The sequence below is a fragment of the Aeromonas sp. ZOR0002 genome (assembly GCF_963866995.1).
In the GTDB taxonomy this organism is placed as follows: domain Bacteria; phylum Pseudomonadota; class Gammaproteobacteria; order Enterobacterales; family Aeromonadaceae; genus Aeromonas; species Aeromonas caviae.
In genome coordinates, this window is record NZ_CAWMFQ010000326.1 from 2,144 (window position 1) to 14,615 (window position 12,472).

Annotated in this window: 10 protein-coding genes; 6 read left to right on the top strand and 4 right to left on the bottom strand. The window is 64.2% G+C overall.

The window, feature by feature from the left end:
* Positions 1–32: 32 nt before the first annotated feature.
* Positions 33–866 (bottom strand): alkaline phosphatase family protein, encoded by an 834-nt coding sequence (locus tag AACR77_RS17515; protein WP_042883029.1) that lies wholly within the window; start codon positions 864–866, stop codon positions 33–35.
* Positions 867–876: 10 nt separating this feature from the next.
* Positions 877–1,923: an ABC transporter substrate-binding protein gene (locus tag AACR77_RS17520; protein ID WP_010675915.1), complete on the bottom strand. Its 1,047-nt coding sequence runs from the start codon at positions 1,921–1,923 to the stop codon at positions 877–879.
* Between the two features lie 183 nt (positions 1,924–2,106).
* Between AACR77_RS17520 and AACR77_RS17525 the strand changes: the two genes are divergently transcribed.
* Positions 2,107–2,919, top strand: a complete 813-nt coding sequence (locus AACR77_RS17525) for a UTRA domain-containing protein (RefSeq protein ID WP_039040129.1) — start codon at positions 2,107–2,109, stop codon at positions 2,917–2,919.
* Between the two features lie 46 nt (positions 2,920–2,965).
* Here AACR77_RS17525 and AACR77_RS17530 read toward each other — a convergent pair whose 3' ends face one another.
* Both AACR77_RS17530 and AACR77_RS17535 read right to left on the bottom strand, forming a co-directional pair.
* A complete protein-coding gene (locus AACR77_RS17530) occupies positions 2,966–3,730 on the bottom strand; it encodes a helix-turn-helix domain-containing protein (protein ID WP_010675913.1) in 765 nt (254 codons plus the stop codon).
* 443 nt (positions 3,731–4,173) lie between these two features.
* Positions 4,174–5,088: a LysR family transcriptional regulator gene (locus AACR77_RS17535; RefSeq protein WP_042883031.1), complete on the bottom strand. Its 915-nt coding sequence runs from the start codon at positions 5,086–5,088 to the stop codon at positions 4,174–4,176.
* 257 nt (positions 5,089–5,345) lie between these two features.
* Here AACR77_RS17535 and AACR77_RS17540 point away from each other — a divergent pair, with 257 nt between their 5' ends.
* From AACR77_RS17540 to AACR77_RS17560, 5 genes are all read left to right on the top strand, one after another.
* Complete coding sequence (locus tag AACR77_RS17540; RefSeq protein WP_042014344.1) at positions 5,346–5,678, top strand: hypothetical protein; 333 nt, start codon at positions 5,346–5,348, stop codon at positions 5,676–5,678.
* A gap of 30 nt (positions 5,679–5,708) precedes the next feature.
* Positions 5,709–6,395 carry a pirin family protein gene (locus AACR77_RS17545; RefSeq protein WP_042883039.1) on the top strand — a complete coding sequence of 229 codons (687 nt, stop codon included), beginning with the start codon at positions 5,709–5,711 and terminating at the stop codon, positions 6,393–6,395.
* Between the two features lie 83 nt (positions 6,396–6,478).
* Entirely contained in the window at positions 6,479–6,871 is a 393-nt protein-coding gene (locus AACR77_RS17550) for a DoxX family protein (RefSeq protein ID WP_010675909.1), read from the top strand.
* 232 nt (positions 6,872–7,103) lie between these two features.
* Positions 7,104–10,460 carry an exodeoxyribonuclease V subunit gamma gene (gene recC, locus AACR77_RS17555; RefSeq protein WP_042883033.1) on the top strand — a complete coding sequence of 1,119 codons (3,357 nt, stop codon included), beginning with the start codon at positions 7,104–7,106 and terminating at the stop codon, positions 10,458–10,460.
* Positions 10,460–12,472, top strand: a 2,013-nt coding sequence (locus AACR77_RS17560; RefSeq protein WP_042883035.1) for a UvrD-helicase domain-containing protein, incomplete at its 3' end; no start/stop codon positions are given. The genes recC and AACR77_RS17560, both read left to right, overlap by 1 nt.

Consider the following 12,472-nt stretch of genomic DNA (forward strand, 5'->3'; position numbering starts at 1 on the left):
ATCCGCGAGGATCTCGGTGGTGGCAGGCATCATCAGTGCACCTCGCGCATAAAGGCCGCCTTGAGCAGCGGAGGGGCTGCCGGCTTGTCGTGGGGAACTCCCAGCAGATCCGCCATCAGGGCGCAGAGCTGGGTCTGGGCGATCGCCACCCCATCCGGCCAGCGCTCGACGAAGGCATCGCCAAACAGCCAGAGCGGCACAGTGCGCTCCTCGGCCAGGGTGCCGCCATGGCTGAGATCGTTGTTCATGCCGTGATCCGAGGTGATCACCACCTGATACCCCTCTGCCAGCCACTGGGGCAGCAGGTCGGCCAGCAGGCTGTCCATGCGGCGCGCCTGATTGCGGTACTGGCGGGAATCGAGGCCAAACTGGTGGCCCGCATCGTCCACTCCCATGGGGTGGATCAGCAGAAAATCGGGGTCGTACTGGCTGCGCAGCCACTCGCCGTCCATCAGCAGATGGCTGTCGGGGTAGCCGTCATCCCAGTAGAAGCAGCCGTGCTGGATGGGCAGTTGCTCATCGTGAGTGAAGCGATCGCGGGCCGCCAGCCAGGGGCTCTGGTTGTAGAGCTCGCTCACCCAGTGGTAGGCCGCCGCTGCGGTGCGTTTGCCCGCGGCCCGGGCCAGATGGAAGATGGAGTCGTGTTGGCTCAGGCGATTCACCCCGTTGTGGGTGATGCCGCTCGCCACCGGCGGCAAGCCGGTCAGGATGCACTCGTAGAGAGGGCGAGAGAGGGAGGGCAGGGCGGCACTCAGGGTCGTATGCAGGCCGCGCTCTGCCTCCACCATGCCACAGAGGTAGCCCATGCAATGGGCTACCTCTGCTGCCAGGCCATCCACAAGTACCACTATCACCTTGTGTTGCACTGGCCGCTCCTTACTGCATGTTGATCATGACGGTTTCCTGCCACTGGCGCGGCAGGGCCTTGGAGCTCTGCTCCCAGGCGGCGTGATCCTGCACCGGCTTGGCATTGGCGTACTGCTCGGCCGGCAGCAGCTTGGCCTTGACGTCATCCGGCAGGGTCACGTTGCTGCGAATGGGGCGGGCGTAGCCACGGGCCAGGTTGATTTGACCTGCATCGGAGAGGATGTATTCCCGCGCCAGCTTGGCGGCGTTGGGGTTCTTGGCCCACTTGTTGATGATGGTGGTGTAGCCGGCTATGACGGAGCCGTCGCTCGGGATCACCACATCAAACTTCTTGGGGTCGATCTGGTCGCGGTAGTTGAGGGCGTTGAAGTCCCACAGCACCCCCACTTCCACTTCGCCTTTCTCGATGTTGGCGATGGTCGGGTCGTTCAGCGACAGACGGCCCTGCTTGGCCAGCTTGCCGAACAGATCCAGGGCGGGTTTCAGATTCTTCTCGCTGCCGCCGGTGGCATAGGCCGCCGCCAGCACGCCGTTGTTGGCCTGGGAGGCGACGCCCACGTCACCCAGGGTCACCTTGTAGTCGCCACCCAGCAGGGATTGCCAGCTGGTGGGGGCGGCCTTGACCAGATCCTTGTTGATCAGGAAGGCGATGGTGCCGGTATAGGCCAGCATCCAGTGGCCGTCCGCATCCTTGGCCCAGTTGGGAATGTCGGCCCAGGTGGAGGGCTTGTAGGGCTGGGTGACCCCCTGCTTGACCGCCACCGGGCCGAAGGCGCCGCCCACGTCGCCGATGTCGGCGGTGGCGTTGGCCTTCTCGGCGGCGAACTTGGCGATCTCCTGGGCGGAGCTCATGTCGGTATCCTGATGCTTGATGCCGTAGATGCTGCCGAGCTGCTGCCAGGTATCCTTCCAGTTGGCCCAGCTGTCCGGCATGCCGACGCTCTGGAGCTGGCCCTCACCGCGGGCGGCTTTTTCGAGATCCGCGATGTTCTCGGCGGCAAACAGCGGTTGACTGATGGCCACCAGGGCCAGTGCACTTGCGATCACGCTTTTCATCATCCCATCCCTCTGGACTAGGTCAGTTAAGGTTCGAGAGGGATGCTAGAGGGGAAATATGACGGTGGCGGGGCGCTTTGATGGCAGTTTCGTGACAATCGCCCTGTCATGGCGCTGTCATCAGGGGCGGTTACAACTCGGGGTCGACAACCTCTGGTCTACTCCAGTGGTGTGCAAATCCGAATGACCGACAGGGATGTGACAGTGACAGAGCGATTGAGTGAACAGGGGATGGCCGATGGCCGCACACCCTCCAAGTGCGAACAGATTTGCCGGACCCTGCGCCGCTATATCGGCAGCGGACACCTGGCGGCGGGGCAGCAGCTGCCCGCCGAACGGGCCCTGAGCGAGCGATTCGCCACCACCCGCATCACCATCAAGGAGGCACTCTCCAGCCTCGAGGCGGACGGCCTCATCTACCGGGCCGAGCGGCGCGGCTGGTTCGTGGCGCCGCCTCGCCTCACCTACGATCCCGCCATCCACACCCACTTTCACCAGTGGATTGGCGAGCAGCAGCGCACCGCCGAGACCCGGGTGCTGGCCCATGGCAACCAGCTTGCCAGCAGCGAGTTGTGCCGCTGGATGGGTCTGGAACCCTTTACGCCGCTCTACGAGATCCGCCGCCAGCGGCTGATCGACGGTCGCCCCGTGCTCCACGTCAGCCATCACCTGCTGGCGAGCCGCTTCCCCGGCATCGCCAGCGCTCCTCTGGCCAGCTCCCTCACCGAGCTTTACCGGCAGCGCTATGGCATAGGCCAGGGCTGGGCGAGCCTCGAGATCACCCCCTCGGCGGCCCGGGGAGAGATAGCCCGCGCCCTCAACCTGGCCCAGGGGAGCGCCGTGCTGCGCTTGGTGCGGGTCAATCATGACGAGGAAGGGAAGCTGGTGGATTGCGACATCGAGCACTGGCGACCGGACGCCATCCGCATCTGCCTGGATACCCGGGCACTGCAACCGCTCGCCACCGGCGCGCGGCAGGTGCAACTGGCAGAGTAGCGGCGTTCTGGCGCTGACATGGCGGATCCCGCAGGATCCACCGGGATCAGTTGTCGATGTTGGGGATCAGATCGTCGAAGCTCTGGTAGCCGCAGTCCGCCAGTTGCAGCGACATGGTGTAGGTCTTGCTGCCCTCCCGCTGGCCGATGGCGGGGCGGTTGAGCTTGAGCTCCTGATGCCAGTACTCCTTCATGCGATCGATCAGCGCCATGGCCTCGCTCTCCCCCAGATGGAGCTGGCACAGGGCCATGTAGTTGTTGGGCCTGTGCATGTTCTCCACCAGATAGTCCCCCAGCACCGACATGGCCTGGCGCGCCTGCTGGCGGGCGAAGCGGCTGTGCTGCTCGAAGCTGATGCGCTCGCTGATGAGGAAGTGGTAGCTGTTGTCGATGCCAAGCTGCAGGATGCCGAGTTTCTCCAGCTTGCGCAGATAGAGGTAGCAGGAGGCATCGGTCAGGCCGTACTCCCGCTTGAGATCGATGAGGGTCTTGTCGCGCCAGAAGATGTTGGCGAGGAAGGCATAAAGCCCCGGCTCCTTGTGAAACGCCTCATCCTGCTCCTGGGTAAAGACGGCCCGGCGGCTCTGGGCATCCTGGGTCCGGTCCAGCAGCTCTTCGAAGGAGAGTCCCACCAGATGGCAGATCTCCAGCAGGGTGTCGAACGGCAGGGAGGGCTTGTTCATCATGCGCTTCACGGTGGCGATGGAAACCCCCATGGCTTCTGCCAGGGTCTGATAGCGGATCCCCTTGTCGGTCAGGGTTTTCTTCAGGGTGTCGAGGATGTGATTGGCCAGTGTCTGGCTGTAGGTCATGCAACTATTCCTTTATCTGCATTTTTAGTCGTGTCAGAAATTGAGTGGTTTGTCTGTATCGGGCTCAAATTTTGACACCTAGAAAAACCAGAGGAGGGTAACCCGGTGATAATGGCGGAAATGGCCTGACCAGTTGTGGTGCAAGGTGGCAGAAAGTGACACTCGGTGGTGCATATCCTTCAACCTTTCAACATTTTGCTGGTGATGCATATTACATCGCACATAATTCAACACGAATCGGATTCAATACCTTCCTGGTTGAGAAAACGATTGTTTGCTTCCAATTTAAGGGTTTTTTTAACCGTAAGGTTTTATTCTTTCCTGGCATTGAGCGGAACTCGCAAGAGGTCCGCTTTTTTTCTTTTCTCCGAATCTGAGCCCGTCGTCAAGAATGGGGCGCAGTTTTGGTACTTCCTGCGCCACCGACCCCGGAAGGCAGTCCTTTATTCCCCCTGACCGGCAAACAGCTTGGGGATCTCCCGCACCAGCCAGCTCTTGGCCTTGCCCATGGTGTCTCGCCGCCAGGCCAGCACGACCTGGATCTGGTGGCGATATTCGGGACTGATCACCTTGAGTCTGCCCGCCTTGATGTCCTCTTCAATCCAGCGTTGCGGCATGGTGCCGATGCCGAGCCCCGCCAGCAGGGCGTCCCGCTTCTCCCCCATGGTGCTGACGGTCAGGCGCGGCTGCTTGTCGAGCAGGCGGTAGGTGAGCACCGGCTTGCGCAGTGCCGTGTCGGCCACCGCGATGGCGCGATAGCGGCGCAGGGTCTCGTCCGCCAGGGGCTCGGGTTCCTGATGCAGGGGGTGATCGGGGTGGGCGACGTAGAGCATCACCTCCTCCCTGAGCACCTGGTGCTTGATGCCGGACATGGCGATATCGGCATTGAGGGAGAAGATGAGCAGGTCGGCGCGGCCATCTTCCAGGCACTCCCAACTGCCCGCCAGCACCTCGGCGCGAAACCTCAGCCGGGTATCGGTCTGTTCGGCCAGCCGATCCACCAGGGGGTAGAGAGCCTGTACCGGCATCAAGGCATCGACGGCGATGGTGATGTCGGTCTCCCAGCCACGGGAGAGGGCCCGGGTCTCCCCCACCAGGTGCTCGGCCGCCTCCAGCAGCACCCGGCCCCGCTCCAGCAGCATGCGGCCCGCCGGGGTGAACTTGGTCCTGTGGCCGCTGCGGTCGAACAGCATGGCGTCCAGCTCGTCTTCCAGCTTTTGTACCGTGTAGCTCAGCGCCGAAGGCACCTTGCCCAGCTCGTCGGCCGCCGCCGCGAAGCTGCCACGACGGTCGATGGCGTCCAGCACCCGGATCGCCTCCAGGGTCAGCGCCCGCTCCTTGTTCGATTCCTTGGCCATATCCAACCTTCAATTTTTTTGAATGTGTTTACCAGATTATCTCGCTAACAACTTAGGGGAAGTCACTTTAATATTCAATCAACGCTTAGGCAGGAACGCCTGGCAGCCAAATAAAAGGTAGTTCCGGGCTGAGACATCCCCAAACACGATGTCTGATGTCAGCAAAAGAACAACATAGTATTTGAATGATCTCTTGCATGGATGCATTGATTCGGGCCCAAGGGGCCTTGGCAATGACATAAAACCCAAGAGAGTGAATGAACATGAAAAACGTAATCAAGATGCTGGCCGTTGCAGGCCTGATGACCGCAGGTGCCGCCCAGGCTTCCGTTCCCGCTGACTTCAATGCCGCCCCGGGCGTGCTGTTCGTCAACTGGAGCGCCACCGCCGCGATGGACGGCAAGGCCAACCCCATGCTGGAGGTGCGCGACGAGTCCGGTGATCTGCTGGCTTCTGTCCACGCCAACCTGATGGGCACCCAGCAGGTCGCCATCCCGAGCCGTACCCAGGGCAACCTGACGGTGAGCCTGGGCAACGAAAGCAGCAGCTACCGCATCCCCTTCGGTCTGGGTGACGGTCGCCAGCGTTAATGAACCAACTTGGTCAGTGAGGAGCACACCATGATGAAATTGAGAGCCGCAGAAGCACGGGGCAAGGCCAACTTTGGCTGGCTGGATGCCCGTCACAGCTTCTCCTTCGGTCACTACTATGACCCGGAATGGATGGGACACTCTGCCCTGCGGGTCATCAATCAGGATCTGGTGGCGCCGGGTGGCGGTTTCGCGACCCACCCTCACGCCAACATGGAGATCCTCACCTGCGTGCTGCAAGGCACCATAGAGCACAAGGACAGCCTCGGCCACGCCGAGCAGATCCCGGCGGGGGATTTCCAGCTGATGAGCGCAGGGTCCGGCATCCGGCACAGCGAGTACAACCCCTCGCAGACCGAGCCGCTCTCCCTGCTGCAAATCTGGATCGAGCCGAATGAACACGGCACGACCCCGGGTTATCAGCAGAAGAAGATTGAAAACAAGCCCGGGATGACGCTGGTGGCGTCACCGGACGGCGAGGCGGGATCCTTCAGGATCCGCCAGCAGGCCAGAGTGTGGCGTCTGCAGCTCGCAGAAGGGGAGACCCTGGAGTGGGCACTGCAAGGGCGTCATGGTTACCTGCACATGATTTCAGGGGAGCTGACCGGCAACGGTCTGGCTGCCCGACCCGGCGACGGGCTGCTCAGCCGCGACGAGTCGAGCTGGGTGCTCACCGCCTCCAGGGGGAGTGAAGCCCTGCTGTTTGACCTGCCTTGATAGAAAAATCTTGGCGAAATGAATGAGTTAACAATTAGCTTTTACACTGTAAATACCATGATGGTAAGCAAAGGAATATGACGATGGACAAGATGAAAGATGTGGCACTGCTGGTGGGTCGTGTACTGCTGGCGCTGATGTTCGTGATGGCTGGTTGGGGCAAGATCGGCGGTTACGCCGGTACCCAGGGTTACATGGAAGCCATGGGCGTGCCCGGGTTCATGCTGCCCCTGGTGATCCTGCTGGAGCTGGGTGGTGGTCTTGCCATCATGCTGGGCCTGTTTACCCGCAGCCTCTCCGTGTTGCTGGCCGGTTTCACTCTGATGGCCGCCTTCATCTTCCACTATCAGCCTGCCGAGCAGATGCAGATGCTGATGTTCATGAAGAACGTCTCCGTGGCCGGTGGTTTCCTGGCCCTGGCGGCGGCCGGTGCAGGGGCTTTCAGCCTGGATGCCCGCCTCGGCAAGCACTGGTAATACCCTGACGTTTCAAGTTTTCCAACGCCTTTTGGCCGGTGCCCTGCACCGGCTTTTTTGTGCCTGCTTCCCGGGGATGTCATCTGTGTGACGGCGCGCAGTCCGGAGGCCACAAGTGCCTTTTGCATCTTATCCCCCGATCCCCGACAATCCCGATTCGCGTGCCGTGACGGGAATGCCAGAGAGTGTCCCCCCGCGCACCCCCTCTTCATGAAATTGGCGGGAGTCGTCCATGTTTACCCTCTACCACTCCAATCAGCTGGATCTGCTCAAAGAGCTGCTGGTGAGCCGCATCCGGCAGGCTCCGCTCTCCCACCCCTTCGATCGGGAGCAGATCCTGGTGCAGAGTCCCGGCATGGCCCAGTGGCTCAAGCTGGAGCTGGCCAAGGCGTTCGGCATCGCCGCCAACATCGACTTTCCCCTGCCCGCGAGTTTCATCTGGGAGATGTTCACCCGGGTGCTGGCGGACGTGCCGCGCCAGAGCCCCTACAACAAGGGAGCCATGAGCTGGCACCTGATGACCATTCTGCCCACCCTGCTCGGCAGACCCGCCTTTGCGCCCCTCGCGGCCTATCTGGGGGGCAGTGACGGGGAGGCGCCGGAGCAGGTGCGGCTCTGGCAGCTCTGCCAGAAGGTGGCGGATCTGTTCGACCAGTATCTGGTCTACCGGCCGGACTGGATCGCCCGCTGGGAAGAGGGGGAAGGATTGAGCCAGGAGCTGGCCGGAGTGAGCGGTCAGGATTGGCAGCCCGAGCTCTGGCGCGAGCTGGTGGCCCGCACCCTGGCCCTCAGCCCCAGCGGCTACCACCGCGCCAACCTCTACGAGGCCTTCATCCACGAGCTGGAGCGCACCCGGGATCTGCCGGGCAGGCTGCCGCAACGGGTCTTCGTGTTTGGCATCTCGGCCCTGCCGCCCCGCTATGTGGAGGCCCTGCTGGCCCTCGGCAGCCGCCCCGAGGTGGAGGTGCACCTGTTTGTGACCAACCCCTGCCGCTACTACTGGGGGGATTTGCTCGATCGCAAGACCCTGGCGCGCCTCGAAAACAAGCTCAAGCCCGGCACGGATCTCGAGACCCTGCAGGGCCCCGCCAACCCCTTGCTCGCCTCCATGGGCAAGCTGGGGCGCGACTACCTGCACCAGCTGATGGAGCTGGAGGTGCCGCAGATCGAGGCCTTCGTCGACATCGAGGATCGCGACGATGAGGGCAAGGTCACCTTGCTGCGGGCCATCCAGAAAGACGTGCTGGAGCTGGCGGAACGGGGGGCCGGCGAGTTCAGTCTCGATGCCAGCCACCACAAGAGCCCTGTCAGCCTGGATGACGGCACTTTGCAGATCCACGCCTGCCACGGCCCCATGCGGGAGCTCGAGGTGCTGCATGACCGGCTGCTGGCCCTGTTCGAGCAGGATCCAACCCTCACCCCCAAAGACGTGGTGGTGATGATGCCGGACGTCAACAGCTACGGCCCCTACATCCAGGCCGTCTTTGGCAAGGAGGGCGGCAAGGGGCGGGGCGGGGCCCGCGGCCAGATCCCCTTTGCGATCTCCGATCGGGCGGCGAGCCAGGAGAGCCCGCTGCTGCAAAGTTTCCTCGCCCTGCTCAGGCTGCCGAACGCCCGCTTCGGGGCGGGGGAGCTGCTCGCCATCCTGGAGGTGCCCGCCGTGCTGCGCCGCTTCGAGCTGGACGACGACGAGTTCAACGTGCTGCGGCGCTGGGTGCAGGAGACCGGCATCCGCTGGGGGCTGGATGACGACTATCCCGAGCGCTTCGCGCTGCCGCGTCTGTCCGGCAACAGTTGGCTGTTCGGCCTGCGGCGCATGCTGCTGGGCTTTGCCATGGGGGACGGGGAGCCGGTGGCGGGGATCCTGCCTTATGCGGACATCGAGGGGCAGCAGGGGCTGATCCTCGGCAAGCTAGCCTGGTTCGTCGACTCCCTGGCGGAGTTTCTGCCCAAGCTGCAACAGGCGCAGCCGCTGGCTGAGTGGCACGCCTGCCTGCTGGCGCTGCTGGAGCGCTTCTATCTCGCCGACGAGGATGAAGAGCGCCAGCTCCAGCTCATTCGCAGCCAGCTCACCGACTGGCAGGCTCAGCTCGGCGAGGCCCGCTTCGAGCAGGCCATCAGTGCCGACCTGTTGCAGGACTACCTCGGCAGCGTGCTGGGGGAGTCCCGCTCCAGCCAGCGCTTCCTCGCCGGTCAGGTCAACTTTTGCACCCTGATGCCGATGCGTTCCATTCCCTTCCGCCAGGTCTGCCTGCTCGGCATGAACGACGGCGTCTACCCGCGCACCCTGCCCCCCATGGGCTTCGATCTGATGGCGGTGGCCTCGCGGCGAGGGGACCGATCCCGCCGGGATGACGACCGCTACCTCTTCCTCGAGGCGCTCCTCAGTGCCCAGCAGGGGCTCTACATCAGCTATCAGGGGTTCAGCGCCCAGGACAACAGCGAGAAGGTACCCTCCGTGCTGCTGGCGGAGCTCATCGACTACGTGCGCCAGGGCTTCGTGCTGGCGGGGGATGAAGATCTCGACGATGACACCTCGGGCCGGCGGCTGCTCGAACACCTGATCGTGGCGCACCCCCTCACCCCCTACAGCCCGGCCTACTTTTACCCCGAGCCCGGCTCCGGTCTCTTCACCTATGCCGCCGACTGGCTGCCGGCCCTGAGCCCCGAGCGGGGGGCCGCCAACTTCCAGAGCGGCGATCTGCCCCTGCCTGCGGAGTGGGGCAGGGAGCAGGGGCTGGAGCTGGCGGAGCTGCTGCGCTTCTATCGCCAGCCCGCCAGGTACTTCCTCAACCGCCGCCTCAAGGTGTGGTTCGAGCTGGAGGAGGCGACCATCGAAGACAGCGAGCCCTTCGAGCTGGACGGCCTGCAGCACTATCAGCTCAAGGCGCTGCTGCTGGATGCCCATCTGACCGAAGGGGAGAGCGAGGCCCGTCGTTACCGGCTGCAACTCTCCGGCCTGTTGCCGCAAGGGTGGTTCGGCAGCCTGCTGCTGGAGGAGATCGACGGCGAGATGGGCAAGCTGGCGGCGCGGCTGCGCCCCTGGACGGGGGACAAACAGGCGGTGGAGATCGACATCGCCCTGGCCCAGGGGCAGCTTCAGGGCTGGATAGACACCCAGAAGGGACGAGCGCTGGTGGTCAAACCCGGCAGCTTCAACGGCAAGGATCTGCTGCTGGCCTGGATCCAGCACCTTTGCCTCTCATTGAGCAGCGCCCCCGGCGACACCCTGCTGTTCGATGCCAAACAGAGTCTGCGGCTGCCGAGGCTTGCGGCGGACGAGGCGCGGCCCAGGTTGGCGGCCCTGGTGGCCCTCTGGACCCAGGGGATGAAGCGGCCGCTGCCCTTCTTCCCGAGCACCGCCTGGGAGTGGCTCAGGGCGATCGAGAAGGATCCGGCAAAGCCGGAGGAGGCCGACAAGGCGGCACTTGCCCGCTTCAACGGCGGCTACATGGTGACGGGAGAGGGGCAGGACGTCTATGTCGCCCGCTGCTTCCCGGAACTCGATGACGAGGTGCTGGCCCAGTTGCAGGGGCTGGCCCGTGAACACCTGACCCCGCTCCATCAGGCGCTGGAGGAGTTGCAATAATGGCTAACCCGCTCAATCCCCTGCGTTTTCCCCTCTATGGCGAGCGGCTGATCGAAGCCTCCGCCGGGACCGGCAAGACCTATACCATCGCGGGCCTCTATCTGCGCCTCTTGCTGGGCCACGGCCCGGTTATCGAACAAACAGGCGAGGAGGGGGGAGACGCCGGTCAGCCCTGTGCCCACGAGCGGCCCCTGTCGGTGACCGAGATCCTGGTGGTGACCTTTACCGAGGCGGCCACCGCCGAACTGAGGGGGCGGATCCGCGCCCGCATCCACGAGGCGCGCCTCGCCTTTATGCGCGGCAAGGTCGTCGATGAAGACAAAGACCCATTGTTAGCTGGGCTGCTCAAGGAGGTGGAGGATCACGATCTGGCGGCTCGTCGCCTGCTGGCCGCCGAGCGGCAGATGGACGAGGCCGCGGTTTTCACCATCCACGGCTTCTGCCAGCGGATGCTCAGGCAGAACGCCTTCGAGTCGGGCGCCCTCTTTGAAACCGAATTTTTGACCGACGACAGCCGGCTCCGGCTGCAGGCGGTGAGTGACTACTGGCGCGCCGAGTTCTATCCGGTGGATCAGCCCCTGGCCCGGGCGGTGCGAAGGCTCTGGCCGAGCCCCGCCGCCCTGCTGCGGGAGATGGGGAGCTGGCTCGACAACGACGAGCTGGAGATCCGCCCGGTGGCGGGGGACGAGACCCTGGCGGCGCGGCACAGCGTCGCCATGGCCCGCATCGGGGCGGTGAAAGCCGGGTGGCTGGCGCAGACGGACGAGATCCGCCGCCAGACCGAGGGGCAGATCAGCCGTTACACCGGCAAGAACTATGAGGGCTGGCTTGCCAAGATTGGCAACTGGGCGCAGGACGAGACCAGCGGCTACGTCCTGCCCAAGGAGCTGGAGCGCTTCGGCCAGCAGGCGCTGGAGGAGAACCTCAAGAAGGGGGGAGCGGTGCCCACCCTGCCGCTCTTTGGCGAGATAGACGCCCTGCTGGCGAGCCGACCCGGCATCCGGGATCTCGTCTTGCAGCGGGCGGCCAGGGTGGTGCGCAGCCGAATGCAGGAGAGCAAGCGCCAGGCCCATCAGCTCTCCTTCGACGATCTGCTGCGGGATCTCGACGGGGCGCTCGGCTCGGGCCTGGGGGAGCGGCTGTGCGAGCGCATCCGCGCCACCTACCGGGTCGCCATGATCGATGAATTCCAGGATACCGACCCCCAGCAGTACCGCATCTTCCATCGCCTTTACGGCGGTCACCAGGACACGGCGCTCCTGATGATCGGCGACCCCAAGCAGGCCATCTACGGCTTTCGTGGCGCCGACATCTTTACCTACATCCAGGCGCGGCGAAATGTGAGCGCCCACTACACCCTCGGGCGCAACTGGCGCTCAAGCCGCGCCCTGGTGGCGGCGGTCAACGGCCTGTTCGAGCGGGCGAAGGATCCCTTCATCTACGAGGCGGACATCCCCTTCCTGCCGGTGGAGGCGCAGGGCAAGAGCCGGGCACTGCTGATCGAGGGGCAGACCGCCCCCGTGCTGCACTGCTGGCAGCTCACCGGTCAGCCCACCTTCAACAAGGGGGAGTACCAGAGCAGGATGGCCCGCGCCACGGCGGCGGAGATCCATCGCCTGCTCACGCGGGCCCGGGAGGGCAAGGCGATGCTCGGCAGCGAGCCGGTCAGGGCCGGGGATATCGCCGTGCTGGTGCGCACCGGCGCCGAGGGCAAGCTGGTGCAGCAGGAGCTGGCGCGCCTTGCCATCGCCTCCGTCTATCTGTCGAACCGCGAGAGCGTGCTGGCCCAGGTGGAGGCGCGGGAGATCCTGCTGATCCTGCACGCCTGCCAGAACCCGAGCGATGAGCGAAGCCTGCGGGCGGCGCTCGCCACCGGCCTGTTCGATCTCGATGCCAGGGCCCTGGACGCGCTGGCCTCTGACGAGCGGGCCTGGGAGAGCGCGGTGCAGGAGTTCATGGGATACCGCGCGGTCTGGCATCGCCACGGGGTGCTGGCCATGCTGCGGGCCCTG